This window comes from Priestia sp. BR_2, assembly GCF_041954005.1.
GTDB lineage: Bacteria > Bacillota > Bacilli > Paenibacillales > Paenibacillaceae > Paenibacillus_AQ > Paenibacillus_AQ lautus_A.
In genome coordinates, this window is sequence record NZ_JAVFHM010000338.1 from 178,237 (window position 1) to 196,317 (window position 18,081).

The 18,081-nt window shown below is 53.3% G+C and carries 17 protein-coding genes; 1 reads left to right on the forward strand and 16 read right to left on the reverse strand.

Features of this window, described 5'->3' with window-relative positions; all coding sequences use genetic code 11:
* Positions 1-5 precede the first annotated feature (5 nt).
* The 13 genes from RB298_RS30030 to gpr all read right to left on the reverse strand — a co-directional run bounded on the left by RB298_RS30030 (position 6) and on the right by gpr (position 14,186).
* Positions 6-206, reverse strand: coding sequence for a YfhD family protein (locus RB298_RS30030; RefSeq protein ID WP_009590798.1), 201 nt, complete (start codon positions 204-206; stop codon positions 6-8).
* 50 nt (positions 207-256) lie between these two features.
* On the reverse strand, positions 257-628 hold the full coding sequence (locus RB298_RS30035; protein ID WP_486050024.1) for a hypothetical protein: 372 nt from the start codon (positions 626-628) through the stop codon (positions 257-259).
* Between the two features lie 235 nt (positions 629-863).
* The gene (gene dnaJ / locus RB298_RS30040) at positions 864-1,982 is read right to left on the reverse strand and encodes a molecular chaperone DnaJ (RefSeq protein ID WP_009590783.1); all 1,119 of its coding nucleotides are present in this window, start codon (positions 1,980-1,982) and stop codon (positions 864-866) included.
* A 92-nt stretch (positions 1,983-2,074) separates the two neighbouring features.
* Positions 2,075-3,913, reverse strand: coding sequence for a molecular chaperone DnaK (gene dnaK / locus RB298_RS30045; RefSeq protein WP_009590812.1), 1,839 nt, complete (start codon positions 3,911-3,913; stop codon positions 2,075-2,077).
* 84 nt (positions 3,914-3,997) lie between these two features.
* Positions 3,998-4,612, reverse strand: coding sequence for a nucleotide exchange factor GrpE (gene grpE, locus RB298_RS30050; protein WP_486050027.1), 615 nt, complete (start codon positions 4,610-4,612; stop codon positions 3,998-4,000).
* Between the two features lie 59 nt (positions 4,613-4,671).
* Positions 4,672-6,207, reverse strand: a complete 1,536-nt coding sequence (locus tag RB298_RS30055) for a TCP-1/cpn60 chaperonin family protein (RefSeq protein ID WP_096773031.1) — start codon at positions 6,205-6,207, stop codon at positions 4,672-4,674.
* 13 nt (positions 6,208-6,220) lie between these two features.
* Positions 6,221-7,255: a heat-inducible transcriptional repressor HrcA gene (hrcA, locus tag RB298_RS30060; RefSeq protein ID WP_015734180.1), complete on the reverse strand. Its 1,035-nt coding sequence runs from the start codon at positions 7,253-7,255 to the stop codon at positions 6,221-6,223.
* A 108-nt stretch (positions 7,256-7,363) separates the two neighbouring features.
* Positions 7,364-7,825: an N-acetyltransferase gene (locus tag RB298_RS30065; RefSeq protein ID WP_036666086.1), complete on the reverse strand. Its 462-nt coding sequence runs from the start codon at positions 7,823-7,825 to the stop codon at positions 7,364-7,366.
* Positions 7,826-7,900: 75 nt separating this feature from the next.
* On the reverse strand, positions 7,901-9,067 hold the full coding sequence (hemW, locus tag RB298_RS30070; protein WP_096773030.1) for a radical SAM family heme chaperone HemW: 1,167 nt from the start codon (positions 9,065-9,067) through the stop codon (positions 7,901-7,903).
* Positions 9,068-9,273: 206 nt separating this feature from the next.
* Positions 9,274-11,091, reverse strand: a complete 1,818-nt coding sequence (gene lepA / locus RB298_RS30075) for a translation elongation factor 4 (RefSeq protein ID WP_036666087.1) — start codon at positions 11,089-11,091, stop codon at positions 9,274-9,276.
* Positions 11,092-11,180: 89 nt separating this feature from the next.
* A complete protein-coding gene (locus tag RB298_RS30080; RefSeq protein WP_090911872.1) occupies positions 11,181-11,594 on the reverse strand; it encodes a hypothetical protein in 414 nt (137 codons plus the stop codon).
* Positions 11,595-11,648: 54 nt separating this feature from the next.
* The gene (locus tag RB298_RS30085; protein WP_486050031.1) at positions 11,649-13,022 is read right to left on the reverse strand and encodes a stage II sporulation protein P; all 1,374 of its coding nucleotides are present in this window, start codon (positions 13,020-13,022) and stop codon (positions 11,649-11,651) included.
* Positions 13,023-13,184: 162 nt separating this feature from the next.
* Positions 13,185-14,186, reverse strand: a complete 1,002-nt coding sequence (gene gpr, locus RB298_RS30090) for a GPR endopeptidase (RefSeq protein WP_015734174.1) — start codon at positions 14,184-14,186, stop codon at positions 13,185-13,187.
* Positions 14,187-14,348: 162 nt separating this feature from the next.
* On the opposite strand from gpr, the gene rpsT reads away from it, so the two are divergent.
* Positions 14,349-14,621, forward strand: a complete 273-nt coding sequence (gene rpsT / locus RB298_RS30095) for a 30S ribosomal protein S20 (RefSeq protein ID WP_009590780.1) — start codon at positions 14,349-14,351, stop codon at positions 14,619-14,621.
* Positions 14,622-14,863: 242 nt separating this feature from the next.
* On the opposite strand, the gene holA is transcribed toward rpsT, so the two are convergent.
* From holA to RB298_RS30110, 3 genes are all read right to left on the reverse strand, one after another.
* Entirely contained in the window at positions 14,864-15,883 is a 1,020-nt protein-coding gene (holA, locus tag RB298_RS30100; RefSeq protein ID WP_096773028.1) for a DNA polymerase III subunit delta, read from the reverse strand.
* A 287-nt stretch (positions 15,884-16,170) separates the two neighbouring features.
* Positions 16,171-17,439: a zf-HC2 domain-containing protein gene (locus RB298_RS30105; RefSeq protein WP_096773027.1), complete on the reverse strand. Its 1,269-nt coding sequence runs from the start codon at positions 17,437-17,439 to the stop codon at positions 16,171-16,173.
* Positions 17,436-17,984: an RNA polymerase sigma factor gene (locus tag RB298_RS30110; RefSeq protein WP_009590814.1), complete on the reverse strand. Its 549-nt coding sequence runs from the start codon at positions 17,982-17,984 to the stop codon at positions 17,436-17,438. Before RB298_RS30110 ends, RB298_RS30105 begins: the two co-directional genes overlap by 4 nt.
* Positions 17,985-18,081 lie beyond the last annotated feature (97 nt).

Consider the following 18,081-nt stretch of genomic DNA (forward strand, 5'->3'; position numbering starts at 1 on the left):
AGCGATTAATCTACATTTTTGCTGGTTTCATCCAAAATTTTCTTCAATTGGCGTTCATCCGCTGCCTCGCTTCGGCGCAGCGCTTCCACATCATCGTGATCGGCTTCCATAGCCGAAAACTCCACATCCTCCGCCTTGGCGGACTGCAGCGCAATCATCTTCTCGGTTTTGCTCGAGATCTTCCCTTTTTTTACGCGTCTCATCATGGGTGTCATTCTCCTTTCCGATATCAACACTCAGAGCGGTGCCTGGAACCTTAAATCATGCCGCCGGATTCTTCGATTAACCGCATGGCTTGCGGGAAGACGCTTTCGTCCAGTACAACCGTCAGCAAAATATCCCGGCCTTCGGTTCCATCTTCACCGCCGGTGCTCATCCCGCTGGCCGCTGGGTCCGCAGCTCCGAGAATTCCGGCTCCCGGCCCCGAAATATCCGCATTTAAGGTCATCGTTGATAAACTTGCGATGTTGCCTGTCAACGGATTCATCGGATTGTTGAGCTCCCCGCCGGGATCGGCGCTAAACCGGTCGATGGACATATCGGCAACGCGCAGCGACTGCAATTTGCGGGCGGCATGCCGGGCTTCTTCCGGACTTTTGAAATAGGCCAAAATGTTTTTCTCTGCCACTTCATTCACCTGCATTTCCTATTCAAGATTGCATCTTCCGAGATGGAACTATCCTAGGTTGCTTCATTGTCAAACCTTTTATTCTTGAGAAATACGAACCTGTAAAGCAACGGGATATCCCTGCTGCTTCTTCTGCCGCAAACCAAAAAGCAGCAGGCCAAAGGTAGGGAAACCTTTAGAGCCTGCTGCTTTTTGCTATTTTGCTATGCTATGAGGGAATTACCCCTATCGTGGATTAATCACCGCGGAAAGCTTTTTTTACACGGTCAAAAAAGGACTGTTCCTGTTCATGGGTCTGTTCGCCATCAAGCGAAGCGAATTGACGAAGCAGCTCTTTCTGTTCATCGCTGAGCTTGCTAGGCGTAATGACCACAACCTTGACATGCTGGTCACCCTGTCCCATACCGCGCAGCCGTGGCACCCCTTTGCCTTTCAAGCGGAAGAAAGTTCCCGTCTGCGTGCCGGCCGGTATCTTCAGCTTCACTTTCTCGGTTAGCGTCGGAATCTCGATCTCGTCGCCAAGCGCGGCTTGGGCAAAGGTAAGCGGCACTTCGCAATAAATGTCGTCCCCTTCGCGTTCAAAGAAGTCATGCGGCTTCACGCGGATTACGATATACAGGTCGCCGGCCGGACCGCCGCGGAATCCGCCTTCGCCTTCGCCCGTCATGCGCAGCTGAGCTCCGTCATCCACGCCTGCAGGTACACGAACGTGAATCTTGCGCTGTTTCTTCACCTTGCCGTTGCCGTTACAAGTCGAGCAGCGGTCTTTGATGATCTTCCCGGTTCCGTTACAGTTCGAGCAGGCGCGGCGGTTCACCATACGTCCAAACGGCGTATTTTGCACGACCTCCTGCTGCCCGCTTCCGTTACACACCGAGCAGGTATGCGGCTGCGTGCCCGGCTTCGCTCCCGAGCCGTGACATGTATCGCAAGTCTCCGTTCTCGGAATGGTAATGTCCGTTTCCTTGCCGAATACGGCTTCCTTGAATTCAACCGTCATCGTGTATTGCAGATCGTTCCCCCGCTGAGGCGCGTTCGGATCACGGCGTCCATTGCCGCCAAAGAACATATCGAATATATCTCCAAAACCGCCGAAATCACCGGAGAAACCGCCTCCGCCCATGCCTTGGTTCGGATCTATATGACCGTATTGGTCATAACGCGCACGCTTCTGACCATCGCTCAATACATCGTAAGCCTCTTTCACTTCCTTGAATTTGGCTTCCGCGTCCGCCGCTTTGTTCACGTCCGGATGATACTGGCGGGCCATTTTGCGGTACGCCTTCTTGATCTCATCGTCCGATGCATCCTTGCCGACACCGAGCACCTCATAATAATCACGCTTATCAGCCACGGTTTCACCCCAATCTCTTTATTACTCTTTACATAAGGAAAGCCAAAGTGCGAAGATGCGCAGCTTTGACCTTCCCATACAATCTATTCAGATTAACCTTTGTTTTTATCTTCGTCAACAACCTCGTAATCTGCATCCACGACGTTGTCTTTCTTAGGAGCGCCGGACTCGGCACCTTCAGCACCTTGTTGTTCTTGTGCCGCTTGCTCATACAGCTTCACGGACAGCTGCTGTACGATTTGAGTAAGCTCCTCTACCGAAGCGTTAATCTCTTCCAGGTTATCGGATTCAAGCGCCTTCTTCACTTTGTCTTTCGCTTCGTTTGCTTTTTCCACTTCGGAAGCATCGACTTTGTCGCCCAGGTCCTTGAGTGTTTTCTCGGTCGTGTACACGAGTTGGTCGGCATTGTTGCGAGCCTCCACCAGCTCTTTGCGTTTACGGTCTTCTTCGGCATGAAGCTCAGCGTCTTTCATCATTTGTTCAACTTCAGCGTCGCTCAGGCCGCTGGAGGACGTGATGGTGATCTTCTGGCTCTTGCCGGTACCTTTATCCGTTGCCGACACGTTTACGATCCCGTTGGCATCGATATCGAAGGTAACCTCGATTTGCGGAACGCCGCGCGGTGCAGGAGGAATGTCTCCGAGCATGAAGCGTCCCAGCGTTTTGTTGCCGGCTGCCATTTCGCGCTCGCCTTGCAGCACGTGAATTTCCACGCTCGGCTGGTTATCCGCATAAGTGGAGAACACTTGGGATTTGCTTGTAGGAATCGTCGTGTTGCGGTCGATCATTTTGGTGAATACGCCGCCTGCGGTTTCGATACCGAGGGACAGCGGGGTCACGTCGAGCAATACGACGTCTTTAACGTCACCGGTCAATACGCCGGCTTGAACCGCTGCTCCAAGCGCAACCACTTCGTCCGGGTTTACGCCTTTATGAGGCTCTTTGCCCGTCAATTTTTTGATCGCTTCCTGCACGGCAGGAATACGAGTGGAACCGCCGACCAGGACGATTTTATGAATATCGTTCGCTGTCAAACCTGCATCGCTGAGCGCTTGACGAGTCGGTCCAAGCGTACGCTCTACAAGGGAAGCGGACAATTCTTCGAATTTCGCGCGGGTCAGGTTGATCTCAAGGTGCTGAGGAACGCCGTCTGCAACCGTGATGAACGGCAGCGAGATCGTTGTTGTCAGTACGCCGGACAATTCCTTTTTCGCTTTTTCCGCTGCGTCTTTCAGACGTTGAACGGCTGCTTTGTCTTTGCTCAGATCGATGCCTTGCTCTTTCTTGAATTCGGCTACCAGATAGTCGATGATCACTTGGTCGAAGTCGTCGCCGCCCAGTTGGTTGTCCCCGCTGGTTGCTTTTACTTCGAAGAAGCCGTCGCCCAGTTCCAGAATGGAAACGTCGAATGTACCGCCGCCAAGGTCATATACCAGGATGGTTTGGTCTTCGGATTTCTCCATGCCGTAAGCCAATGCCGCAGCCGTCGGCTCGTTGACGATACGCAGAACTTCAAGGCCCGCGATTTTGCCGGCATCCTTGGTAGCCTGACGCTGGCTGTCATTAAAATATGCGGGAACCGTAATAACCGCTTGGGTTACAGGCTGGCCCAGGTATGCTTCCGCATCGGATTTCAGCTTCTGCAGAATGATGGCGGAGATTTCCTGCGGCGTGTAGTCTTTGCCGTCGATGGATTCTTTGTGATTCGTGCCCATATGGCGCTTAATGGAAATGATGGTGCGATCCGGGTTGGTGATCGCTTGGCGTTTGGCTGTATCCCCGACGATGCGCTCGCCGTCTTTCTTAAATCCGACAACCGACGGGGTTGTGCGGGCACCCTCCGGATTCGGGATAACTACCGCTTCCCCACCCTCCATGACGGCTACGCAGGAGTTGGTTGTTCCTAAGTCGATACCAATAACTTTGCTCATGTAAAATTTTCCTCCTTATTCATTCATGCGAATCCCCGCATGACATTCATCATTTTTATATGATAAACGACTATCGAAAGTCGTTTACATGCTCACTTTAACCATGGCAGGTCTCAATACTTTATCTTTTAACATGTACCCTTTCTGCACTTCCTCAACCACGATGCCTTCCTCGTACTCATCGCTCTCCACCTGCATGATCGCTTGGTGGTACTCCGGATTGAACGGCTCGCCCACACTCTTCATTGCGCTCAAGCCTTCGGTAGCAAGAACGGATTCCAATTGACGGAAGATCATGTTGACGCCCTTGGAGAAGGATTCAAATTCCGGGTTCTCCTCGGATGCCTGGAGGGCACGCTCAAAGTTGTCGATGACGGGCAGAAGCTCCGTAATCAGTTTGGAGGAAGCATATTTGCCCAGATCCTCTTTCTCCTTCTGCGTGCGGCGGCGGAAATTATCGAAATCCGCTTGTACCCGCAGGGTACGCTGCTGCTGCTCCTGCAGCTCGGCCTGAAGCTTCTCAAGCTCGGCCGAACCTGCGGCTTCATCAGCCGATTCCGTTACGGGAATCTCCTGCTCGGGATTCACGGCCTCCTCCGGAGACCCGCTCTCACCCGTGTTTGGCGTGTTTTCCAAAGTTTCTTCGATCGTTTCTTCTGTAACTGTATCTTGAACGGCATCCTTGTGCTCATTATTCAAGACGCCTTCACCTCCTTCATATTCTAAACCAGACGGTCTATAACTCATCTATCTTAGCGTTATTCGCCTATTTCCTTCATCTTGATCACATGATGAATCCGCAGCACGGCAGCCGCAACCTCGCCGGCTGCCCGCAGGCCGTGAAGTTTGACCGGGGCCGGATCCAGCACGCCCAGCTCTTCATAGTCGACAACCCGCCCACTGTCGCAGTCAATCCCCATGCAGTCGGAGTCGGCTCGGATTTGTGCGGCTCGGACCTCCTCCATCTTCTCAAGCGGATTATAACCGGCGTTCAGAAGAATCTGCGACATCGGCTTTCGCAGCGCGGCGGAAACTGCCTCCATGCCGAAGGCTTCCATGCCTTTCTGGGCTTCCCGGATCCGTTCCAGTTCATAAGACACGGCCAGTTCGCTTGTCCCGCCGCCTGGAAGCACCCCGCCGGATACGGCAGCCTGCAGTGCCGAAGCGGCATCGCCCGCAATCCTGGCGGCCTCCCCTACCACTTCCGAAGTGCTTGCCCCGACGATCACCGTCACAATGCGGTCCTTGCTGCCGCAGGACAGGCGGATTTTTTCGATGCCTTCATCATAAGCGACGCGCGGGGTATGACCCAGAAGGGCCGCAAGCTCTTTCGAGTCTTTATGTAACGCCTTGCGGCGTATCGGTGTAGCTCCCGTCATGTCGCTTACCTTGCGGAGATCCGCACGCGATACGCGCGGCACCACCATCATCCCGTGATCCAGGCAAAACTGCTCCGCATCCGGATGAATGCCCTTTTCGAGGAGGATGAGTTTTACGGATAGTTCGGACAATCTGTCCAAATCCGACGCGAACACTTTTCGCAGATCCATATACTGCGCGAATCCGGCTTCGGTTGTAAGCGCCTCTTCGTCGATGTCGTCGGGCTCCAGGGAATCATACAGCACCAGCACTCTGGCATCGTCGTAGGACTTGGACTCCCTGGCGAAGATCGGCCGCTGCCGGAGCAGAACCCCCTCGAACACTTCATTCTCGGCATTCTCCAGCGCAATTATACTGTCTGCGAGCGAGTAGGAAGGATCCTGCAGACGGTCGATTCCGGCTTTGCGCGCGGCTTGCATAACCAGCTCCACGATGTCCTTCCGTTCACGCCCGGCGACATGCACCGTCCGTTCCAGCAGCGGATCATCCAATCCGCCGATCAGCCGGACACGCTTCGACAAGAGCTGCATCGATTTCTCGACTCCCTGACGCAGGCCCTCAACCACCTTGGAAGCGGGCACCCCGCGCGTGATGCGGGATACCCCTTCCTGCACGAGGGCGCCCGCAAGCACGGTTGCCGTTGTGGTACCGTCGCCGATTTTCTCCTGCTGCGCCCGAGCCACCTGAATCAGAAGGCGCGCGGCGGGGTGGGTGACATCCATTTTGTCCAGAATCGTCACTCCGTCATTGGTGATGACCACTTCGCCGCGCGGGCCAACCAGCATGACGTCGAGCCCCTTGGGGCCAAGCGTGCCTTCTACGGCGGACGTAACTGCGCGGACGGCATTGCTGTTGTTCAGCAGCGTGGAATAACGCTCGTCTCCGTCCACTTGGCTATGTTGTCCTTGGCTCATCTGTCTCACTCCTTTATTTGTACCAGTGTGACAGCAGCTTCGTCAGGTCATGGGATAACACATTCAAGATGCCGATCACCCGTGCATATTCCATTCTTGTAGGACCGAGAATGCCGATCGAACCAAGCGCTTTGCCGTCGATCGAATACGTCGCAGTGATCAAACTGCAGTTCGAAATGGCCTCATGCGTATTCTCCGTGCCGATCTTCACTTGGACACCGTGCTCCCCGGGAGCAGGTGCCATGAGCTTCATCAGTGCGGGAGTCTGCTCCAGAAGCTCGAATATTTCCCTAACCTTATCAACATCCTTGAACTCCGGCTGGTTCAGCATGTGGGTCGTGCCGCTCAGATAGACCCCCCGGTGATCCGGTTCGTTGTTGAGAGCGATATCCAGCATACTCATCAGATCCTCATAATGTGAAATATGCCGCTGCATTTCCTCGGCAATTTCCGAATACAAACGAGTCTTGAGTTTATATAGAGGCACATTGACCAGCTTCTTGTTCAGAAGATTTACCACTTGCTCCAGTTCCGATACGGACACGCCCTGCGGAATCGAAACAACCTTGTTCTCGACTTGCCCTGTGCTGGTAACGATGATGGCCACCGCTTGATCCTCATGGAGAGGAAGAAGCTGGAAATGGCGCAAAGACGTATGAAAAACTTCCGGTCCCAGCAGGATGGAAGTGTAATTAGTCATTTGAGACAGAATGCCGGCTGTATGCTGTATCATCTGCTCCATCACGTTCAGCTTTTCTGCAAAAAATGATTTCATCATATGCAGTTCCGCAGGGTTCAAGGAAAACGACGACGTGAGATGATCAACATAATATCGATATCCTTTATGCGACGGTATTCGTCCAGCTGAAGTATGGGGCTGCTCCAGAAACCCGAGCTCCTCCAGATCAGCCATCTCGTTGCGAATGGTTGCCGGGCTGTAGCCGACGTCCCCTCGCTTGGAAATGCTTCTTGAACCAACCGGCTCGGCAGAACGGATATAGTCATCCACAATGGCATTCAAAATCATGCGCTGACGATCTGTTAACATGTCGCTTCCCTCCTTGCTGACTGCTCATTTTCGCTTTCGTTAGCACTCATCGCCATCGAGTGCTAACCGATATAACAAAAATACCAAACCGACCTGAGGATTGTCAAGTCAGTTCAGTACTTTAAGAACAGCTATTTCGTCACAAGCATGCTGCTTCTTGCAGTGGATGCAGTCGGTCCATACCTTCTCCGGAAAAATCTCCTTCTCTACGACGGCAAAGCCGTTTTTGATGAAAAAAGATACCTCATACGTCAAGGCCATTACTTTCGGAAGTTCGCGGCGTTTCGCTTCTTCCAGAAGGGTGTCCACCAGCATGGAGCCGATGCCTTGCCCTTTATATCCTTCCGAGATGCCGAGCGAACGGATCTCGACCAAATCGCTTCCCAGCTGACACAATGAACCGCAGCCAATGACGTGCCCTTCGGATTCAGCTACAACGAATTCTCCGATTTGTTTCTCCAGCACTTTTTTGGACCGGGGGAGCATAATCCCCTTCTCGGCATAACCCTGAATCATCTGATACAGCGGCTCGACATCCTCTAACTTTGCTTTTCTGCATACCGCCGACATGTTGTCCGTCTCCCCTTTACACGCTCCGTCATGTTATGAATAAATATACAACAGAGCGCATATAAGTTCAATAGATTAATTTGTCGTCAGGCTTCCTATGAATTCGCCAAACACATCGTTGCCAAACAAAATGCCTTTGCTGCTCAGCTTATACCCGTCTTCGGTGGCATCGAGGAGGCCCGCGCCTACCATTTTATTCAGCGGACCGGCAAAAACATCCTCCATGGAGATCCCGAACTGCTCCCGGAACCGGCTGCGCGAGACGCCGTCCAGCACGCGCAGCCCGACCATCAGGAAATCCTCCATCGCTTCTTCCTTAGATATCTCAAAGCTCTCCAATCTTGGAAGGCCTTTATTGGCTGCTTCATTATAGGGATTGACCCCTTTGATGTTCACATGGCGCTGACGGCCGACATATCCGTGCGCCCCCGCGCCTAGGCCGTAATAGTCTTCGTTGCGCCAATACGTCATATTATGCCGGCTCTCGAAGCCGGGTTTCGCAAAGTTGCTGATTTCGTACTGCTTATATCCGGCAGCCTTCATCCGTTCCATTAAAAGAAGGTACATATTCAGCTCGTCCTCCTCATCCGGAAGCGGAAGCTGGTTTCGCTGGTACATCGTATGGAACAGCGTATTCTCTTCGACCTTCAGGCTGTAGATTGAATAATGCGGGAGTTCGAGCTCCAATGCCTTATCCACGCTTTCCGCAAGCATGTCCAAGGTTTGATTCGGGAGACCGAACATCAAATCGATGGACATGTTGTCAAAGCCTGCTCTTCTGGCGTTATCGAGACTCCGGTATACGTCATCCGTATCGTGAATTCTGCCGATGCCGGTCAGCAATGTGTTCTGGAAGGCCTGCACCCCGAAGCTGATCCGGTTCACCCCGCCTTGGCGCATGACGGACAGCTTCTCGAGATCCGTGGTGCCGGGATTCGCCTCCATTGAAAATTCGATGCTATCGGACCATTCCGGAAAATGGCGCTTCACGCTCTGCAAGAAGTATTCCATTTCGTTCGGCTTCAGCACGGTTGGCGTCCCGCCGCCTACAAAGATGCTTTTGATTCGTCCCGGCGGATTAGCCTGAACGGTCAGCTCCATTTCCTTATCCAGCGCTCGCAAATAATCCATTACCGGCTGATCCTTTAACACGTAGGAATTGAAGTCGCAGTAAAAACATTTATTGGTACAGAACGGAATATGGATGTACACCGCTTCCGTCCGTTGATCGTTTGCCGTCATTCTTTTCTTGCCCCCTCATATACCGCTCTGGCATGACTTACTTTAAGTAACTTCTTGAAAGTTCCTTCTCTACTATAACGCTATGCCTCTTGGAATGAAAGAAAGGAAAGCCGAGAATCGGCTTTCCCATCATTTACATCGAGAAGGCTATACAGGCAAGGAGCAGCTCTTTAACTCAAAGGCGTTCCCCTGCCATTGGCTTCCTATTACTTGTCGTCGATTTTCAGAACGGCCATGAAGGCTTCCTGCGGCACTTCGACGCTGCCCACCTGCTTCATCCGCTTCTTACCTTCCTTCTGCTTCTCCAGAAGTTTCCGCTTACGGGAGATGTCGCCGCCGTAACATTTGGCAAGCACGTTCTTGCGCATCGCTTTAACCGTTTCGCGGGCCACGACCTTGGTACCGACCGATGCCTGAATCGGCACCTCGAACATTTGGCGAGGAATCAGCTCGCGCAGCTTCTCGCAAATCGCCCGTCCGCGGTGGTAGGCGCGGTCCTTGTGCACGATAAAGGACAGGGCATCCACCTGCTCGGCATTAAGCAGAATGTCCATTTTGACCAAATTGGACCGGCGGTATCCGGACAGCTCATAATCGAATGAAGCATATCCTTTGGTGCTCGATTTCAACTGATCGAAGAAATCGTACACGATTTCCGACAACGGAATTTCATAGGTAATGGTGACGCGCGTCGTGTCCAGGTATTCCATGTTGACGAATTCGCCGCGTTTGTTTTGGCAAAGCTCCATGATCGCTCCGACATAATCATTAGGCACGATAATGGCTGCTTTAACATAAGGCTCTTCGACATAATCGACCTTGCCGACCTCAGGATAATGGGAAGGGTTATCGATTTGAATCTGCTCTCCGTTCGTCAGCGTAATGCGGTAAATCACGCTCGGCGCGGTCGTAATCAGCGGTATGTTAAACTCGCGTTCGATCCGCTCCTGAATGACGTCCATATGAAGGAGGCCCAGGAATCCGCAGCGGAAGCCGAATCCGAGCGCGCTGGACGTCTCCGGCTCAAAGCTGAGCGATGCATCGTTCAGCTGCAGCTTCTCGAGCGCCTCGCGCAGATCGTTGTAGTCCGATGTTTCGATTGGATACAATCCGCAGAACACCATCGGATTGATTTTACGGTAACCCGGGAGCGGCTCGGCCGTCGGACGCTTGGCATCCGTTACCGTATCCCCGACCTGCGTATCGCCCACGCTCTTGATGCCCGCAACGATGAAACCGACATCGCCGACGTTAAGCTCGTCCACGATGGACATGCGCGGCTTAAAGGCACCCACCTCGATCACCTCGAAGGTTTTGCCGGTGGCCATCATCTTGATCTTGGAGCCGGCCTTGATGCTGCCGTCAATGACGCGAACATATACGATGACGCCTTTGTAAGGATCATAATGGGAGTCGAAAATCAGCGCTTTCAGCGGTTCTTCGGAACTACCCGTTGGCGCAGGCACTTTCTGAACCACCTGCTCCAGGATTTCCTTGATTCCGATGCCCGCTTTCGCGGAAGCCAAAACGGCATCGCTGGCATCGAGCCCGATCACATCCTCGACCTCCTGCTTCACCCGTTCGGGATCGGCGCTCGGCAGGTCGATTTTGTTAATGACAGGCAAAATTTCAAGATTGTTGTCCAAGGCCAGATATACGTTGGCCAATGTCTGCGCTTCGATTCCCTGCGCGGCATCGACAACGAGCAGCGCGCCTTCGCAAGCGGCCAGGCTTCGGGATACCTCATACGTGAAGTCGACGTGTCCCGGAGTATCGATCAGGTTCAATATATACTCCTCGCCGTCATCGGCTTTGTAGTTCAGGCGAACCGCCTGCAGCTTGATGGTAATTCCGCGCTCTCGCTCCAGATCCATCTGATCCAGTACCTGCTCCTGCATTTCACGCGAAGTTAATGCGCCCGTAAATTCCAAAATACGGTCGGCAAGCGTCGATTTCCCATGGTCTATATGTGCAATGATACAGAAATTACGAATTTTTTGTTGTCTTACTTGTACGTCTGTCATGCCTAACCCCCAACAACCACCAGATGTTTGAATCAACTTATTATACCAGTTGAGGGGATGCACAGCAATGCTGAGAATAAAGGCGAAATTTATTCCGTAATCGATCCGAACATCGACACGACCCAGCGGATGCTTTGGTCAGAGAGCTGCTGAAGCAGTCCGGCCGTTTTGTCGGCAAGCACATCGGCAGGCGGTTGGGAGCGTTCGGGGAGCAGAATGTCGCTGGGCGACGGCTCGTATTCGGGCACTGCCGTCTTACGGGCGTCCGGTTCCTGGTCGACGGATTCAGGGGCGGGAGGATGCTTCCGCGTCCCTCCCCAACCATTTCCCTGGGCCGTACCGCCTTGCGGATCCTGAACATGGCCTTGCACCACGGTCTGCGTTCCCCCGGTACCGTCGGCCGGCACTGGCCCTTTGGCCCCTCCAAGCTGCATGCCGACCAATATGCCGATACCTGTCCATATGATTAGCGCCACAAACCGTTTTCCCAATCTCGACATCATAAGCCCCTCCTTGATTTACCCCTTCATTCCTGCTCCGTTAATGACCCCTTACCTTCAACCTGCTTTGGATGCTTTATCCTCGGCACCTTTATCTCTACCGTCCTTGGCTGCTGAAGCCGACTTGCTCTTCGCTGGATCACTCTCTTTTTTCACACTGGCCTTCTCGGCTTCTTGTTCCTGCCAGTACACGTCGGCGATGATGTCGGCCAGCGCTTCGGCCGTTCGCTGCAATTCTTCCTTCGTATTGTCGATGCCGCCGATTTCAATCAGGATGCTGTTCGGGGACAAGGATTGGTTGTACTCTCCGTTCCCTTGGTCCGCCGATTTGCCCCACACGCCCCGGGAAACGCCGGGATAGGACTTCTCCAGCTTGGCATTGATTTTGCTTGCAAACGCCTCGTTCTGTCTCCAGTTCTCGTTCGCATGTCCGATGATGAAGTACACCTTGGCGTAATTGACGCCGTTTACGGTAGCCGTCGTTTTGTTGTATCGCTGCGAATCCCGGTGGATATCGATCAGATAGTTGATGCCGTCGTTCTGGGACATGGCCTCCATGGCCATCTGGCGCGAGTATTTATAAGAATAGTTATAGTTATATCCTTCCACGGTAGATTGATAATCGCTCTTGTCGTGCAGGGTGCCGATTCCGTTGGCTTCAAGCCTTTTGCTCAGGAAGCTGCCCACCAGCATGACGTTCTTGGTCGGGGATACCGCCCCCGGATTATCGGATGGATGCGAGAGCAGCGGGTTATACGCTTCCTGCGGGTGGGAATGATAGATGAGCACGGATTTCTTCCCGTTCGTTGTCTTTCCGTCCTTGGAGGTGCTTCCGGGTTCATTCTTGCTGCCGGGATCGTCCTTCCCGCCCTGATCCGGAGCATCCTCGCCCTTTCCTTCATTGCCGCTGTTCCCTTGTTCGCCTTGCGTCGGCTCTTCCCTGGTCTCGGCGGGCTCTCCCTCCGCCTGCTCTTCCGCCGGATCCGGCCGGTAATCGGCCGGTGCCTCGCCATCCTCGTTACCGGAGCCGTGCGACAGCTGAACCGGTTGATTAGCCTTCATGCCGGGAAGCTCTCCCGCAAGGAGGCTCTTCGGATCCTTCGGGTTTACGCTCGTCAGGAGCTCAAAGACGAACGTAGACATTTTTTCGCCGGAGAAGCTCGAGGTCTCTTTGGAAGCCGTCATATGCGGCATCTCCATGCCGATCATATCGATGAAAAAATGGCTGGATAACGAAGCGGCCAATCCTTTCATCGACGACACGGGCGAGGAATTCATCCGCTGTTCCGCCATTCCCCCGAGCCCTAGCAAAATAAAAAATATAAGAGAGCCTAGCATCAGTATAATTAACGTACGCCCCATGCTCAGACCTTCCATAACCTTCCGTTTCATTCTGGCAATATTCCAGATGCGGAACTTGCGATTGTTCATAGCGATGTCCTCCTCGGTTCGCCGGGAGATGCCGACCTCATCCAGCCGTTCCCGCGACTCTGTAATCTCTTATACTTCAAATCTATGAACCGGGGAGATTCGATAGAACTAGATCCTGGAAAAATATAAAAGCTCCGATAGATTCGGAGCTTTTACTATGGGTCAGTGGGTATACGCGCCTACATTGCCGGGATCCACGGCTTCATGGAGCGCCGCGTTCAGGCCGGTCGCCACGATGTTGGCGATATCTTCTATAAATTCGTCAATCTCCTTAGGCGTTACGATAAGGTCATGGCCCAGCGGCTCCAGAACCTCCTTCACCAGGGCGAGGCGCTCGCCTTCGGGGATATCGTGCAGCATTCCCATAATCTTGCCCGTCTCCGGCGCGCCTTCCCCGAAGTGGGATTTCATCAGCTCAATCGCATTATTGACGATGGTGGAAGCGTAGCAGACGGTCGGAACGCCGATCGCAATGCACGGCACCCCGAGAATTTCTTGGGTCAATCCCTTGCGCTTGTTGCCGACGCCGGAGCCGGGATGGATGCCGATATCCGCAATCTGGATGGTCGTGTTCACCCGCTCCAGCGAACGCGAAGCCAGTGCGTCGATGGCGATGATCAACTCGGGGCGCGTCTGTTCCACGATGCCTTGAACCGTTTCGCTCGACTCAATCCCCGTCAGGCCGAGAACGCCCGGCGCAACGGCGCTTACCTGGCGATAGCCCGGGGCCACCCGATCCGGCATGAGCTCGAAATACTGGCGGGTCACCATCACGTTCTCCACCACGAGCGGTCCCAGCGAATCCGGCGTCACGTTCCAGTTGCCGAGCCCGACAATGAGCACGCTTGCCTTGGGTCCAATCCCGATCCGGGACATGAAAGCTTCAAACTCGCGGGCGAAAACAACGGATACCTGATCCTGAAGCCCCGTATCGCCCTTGCGAAGATCGGGAACCTCCAACGTGACGTAATGCCCCTTCACCCTTCCGATTTGCTGAGAGGCAGCATCGTTCTCCACATCCAGCCTTGTAATCTTGATTCCGTCCTCCTGCACCACGTCCTCCATAACCCCGGGAATGGGCGCGCTTCCTGTGCCTCCAGCCAGTTCTCTTGATTCCACGGCCAGATCCGTTCGGACCGAGTATTTTTGCAGATCCAGATCCATCTAAATTCACACTCCTCCTCATATTGCTAGTAGTGTGCGAGAGTAGGGGAGAGATTATGCAGAAGTCCGAATGAGTATTGCTTTTTGTCCACCCCCATGCTAAAATATTTTAAGTTGTGAATCATTTCGCTCTATTGAAATGCCTTACAGGAGGTGAATGTAATGCCAAACATCAAATCCGCGATTAAACGTGTAAAGACAAATGACAAACGCCACGCGCTTAACATTTCTCAAAAATCCGCGCTTCGCACAGCTGTTAAAACTGCTGACGTAGCGTTGAACGGTACAGAAATCGAAGCTGCTAAAGTAGCTTTCCAAGCTGCTTCCAAGAAGCTTGATAAAGCCGTAACGAAGGGCCTGATCCATAAGAACGCAGCTGCCCGCAAGAAATCCCGTCTGGCGAAAAGACTAAACGCTCTTACGTCCCAAGCGTAAGAAACGTTTGTTGAATACGACATGGAAAAAGCCCTGAACAGTTCACGCTGCTCAGGGCTTTTTGTGATTAGAAAAACGTTCATCGATGCACACTCTTCCGAGAATTGACCGCTTATAGCGGATGTTTTTCATGCGGGGTCAACTTGGTTTAGCTCTGCAGGTCATACTTTCTGATCTCTAGATGAAAAAGAGCGTACGGCCGCTCGCGCGTCCCCGTACGCTCTTGACTTATTTCGGTTCGCTTACGCGCCAAGCCGCAGCAGAAACAACTCGATTCCGAGCACCTTATCCACGGCCCCGGTCTTCATCTGGTAATCCAGATTGGCGAGATGGTTCAATATGCCTTCAAGACGTGCCGTCTGAAACTTGCGGGCCTGCTCGCCAGCAATCTTCACCGCATAAGGATGCACCCCGATTTGGGAAGCAATCTGCTGCTGCGAGTAGCTCTGGGTGGATAACGTCTTCACCTGAAGAATGATTCGGAACTGCCTGGTAATCAGGGCCGCAATCTTGATGGGCTCCTCACGCTGCTTCAGCAGCTCATAATAGATCCCGAGCGCCTTGTCCAATCGGAGATTGGCGATATCCTCCACGAGCGCAAACACATTCTGTTCCGTGCTGCGCGCCACCAGCATATCCACGGTTGCAACATCAATGGCTCCGTCGGCTCCCGCATACAAACACAGCTTCTCGATTTCACCCGATAAAGCCTGGAGACTGGTTCCCGCATTCCGAACAAGCGCTTCCGCCGCGCCTGCGCGCAGCGTGCAGCCGCCTTTCTTCACCTGCTGGTCCACCCAGCGAAGAAGTTCGTCCCCGCCCAAAGGCATGAAGGAGAGGGCAACCCCCGACTTCTTGACCGCCTTGACTACCTTCTTGCGCTCATCCAGCTTTTCCTGCCCCACCATAAAGACAATCACGCTATAGTCTGCGGGATTGGTCAAATAATCCAGCAAAGCCTCTGGACGATGATCCACTTTCCCGTTATCTTTTGCAGCCGTAAAAAAAGCCGTATCCCGGACGAATATCAGTTTTTTCTGAACCATAAAAGGAACCGTCTCGGCTTCCTCTACCACGGTTTGTATCGGAACTTCCCCTAAATCCATGTGAACCAGCGCAAAATCCCGGTCTTCTTTCGGGATCAGCTGGGCTTCCAGAAATTCGGCGAACTCCTTCATCTGGAATTTCTCGCTGCCGTACAGCAAATAGACGGAAGACACGTCTCCCTGCTTGACCGCCTTGGCCGCCGCTTTGGCATCCATCGGCGTCCCCCCTTTCTACTCTGTACACTATACCAAAAAACAGTGCCCGAATGCGATAGACGTCCAACATAAAAAACGAAATCGCCCACGCGAAAACAAAGAGACCTCGGCTGTAGGCAGCGGCAAGGTCCCTTCGTCCCAACACATCTATATAAACGCCGGCAAGCATGCTCTAGAAACACCTCGCCGCCGGTCATACGACGGTAGTTGGTATAATGCTCTCTCTAATATATTGTATTCATATCTCCCGGCATTGGTGCGCCGAATGTATTTATATCTGTATAATTCTATGGTTTAGGCTGCTTCTGCCCCGCAGACGCCGGCGGCTGAGCCTTCTCTATGGAGTAGACGGATTCAACCAGCTCTTTGTTCGTCTGTACCTTGTACTTGAACGTTAAGCCGTCCTCGGACCATTGACCGGATACCCAGCTTCCGCCAAGCGGAATCCTCTCGACCGTTTCGACCGCTTCAGCTGAAGTCTGGTCTCCCGACGGCAGGCGATAGATCACCAGATATTCGGCCTCCAGGGAGGCTCTGTACAGACCATCCGGGGACGGCCATTGTTCCGGCACCATCGCCAGCCCTTGGTACGATCCGGTGGAACGGTCGGAAGATTCCGTGCTTCCAGCGCCTGCATCGCCGGCAGGGTCGCTGATCGGCGGCACCATCTCGGTTTGGACGTCCATTGCTTCATTAGGCGAAGTCTGGATGCTCATGCTCTCCGAGTTCTGCCCAGGCTCGTCGGCCGGAGGGTTCGAAGGGCTTGCGTCATTTTTTTTGGGTACCTCATTGCTGCTTGTTGCAGGTTGGTCTGGCGCTTGAGGCTGCCCATCATTGTTCTTCTGAACCGGAGCATCGGGGACTGCTGCATCTTCCCTGGTGTCTTTAGCCCCATCCGATGGCTCTGTCTTCTCCTTGGATTCGTCGTTCGGGCCCGGATTCGGATCGGATTCCGACGATTCCGGCGGCGAACTCCGCAAACCTGCGGAAGGATCGCTCCCCTCGTTCGCCGTACCGCCAGTCTCCGCGCCGCCATCGGCGGCAAACGGCTGAACCATATCCTGAATCTCCGTCTCGGCCGAATCCTCATTCGCTCCCGCGCTGGTCGTGCTCGCCTCTTCATACGGAATCTCCGCATCGGATAACATCTTCGGTTCATAATTAAAAATAGCGACGCCGAGAATAAGTACAGCGGCGGCAGCCCCGATCGCCGTTCTTCCGCCAACCGTGCTCCACCAGCTGCCCGCACGCCGCGGACGCCGAATGTCCGGCATCATTTCGGCAGGCTCCTGGCTTTTCACGGCCGGAGGTGCGACAAGGCTCTCGCGATCACGGTCGATGGCATCCAGTTTAGGCATGATAGCGTCTACCAGACTGACAGGCGGGGTAACGGCCGGAAGATCTTCAAGCTCTCTGTTTAATGACTTTAATATGTTAAAGGTCTCCGCACACTCGGGACACAAGGCAATATGCTGATACATTTGGGCCGTCTCATCGGAAGTAAGGTCCCGGTCCAAATAGCGGTGCATGCGTTCCACCACCTCTTGGCAATTCATCCTGATACACCACCTTTCTGATGCTCTTGGAGCATATTCTGCAGCTGCTGCCTGGCCCTGAACAAATAGGATTTCACCGTATTGAGCGGAAGGTTCAGACAATCAGCGATTTCGTTGTAGGACAGGTCCTGCAAATACCTTAAGACAATGACCGTGCGATGATGATCCGGCAGTTGGTTAATGGCCTCCTGGATATCCTGGGCCAGATAGCCCGACATCACTTCCCTTTCCACGTCGAGATGATCCCGAAACACCATGTCATGCTCATCGATGGAAACCGTCGGCTTCGTTCTGCGGAATTTATCGATGCATATGTTGGTAACGATCCGCTGGACCCAAGTCTTGAACTGGGCTTTCTCCTCATAGGAGTTGATCTTCGTATATACGCGTATCAGTGCTTCCTGGGCTGCATCCATGGCATCCTGTTCATTGTTTAAAATGTAATAAGCAGTTCGGTAAACATGTTGCTCAATTTCTCGCAATAGGGTGATTAGAGCGTCGCGATCGCCCGATTGAGCGGCTCTTATGAGTCCCTGCTCCACCACAGTGGATCCCCCTCTCCCTGCATACATACAGACGGATAGAATTAAAAAATGTTGCAGTATGTAACCTATTAATTTTTTCAGGAAACTTCATCTAACT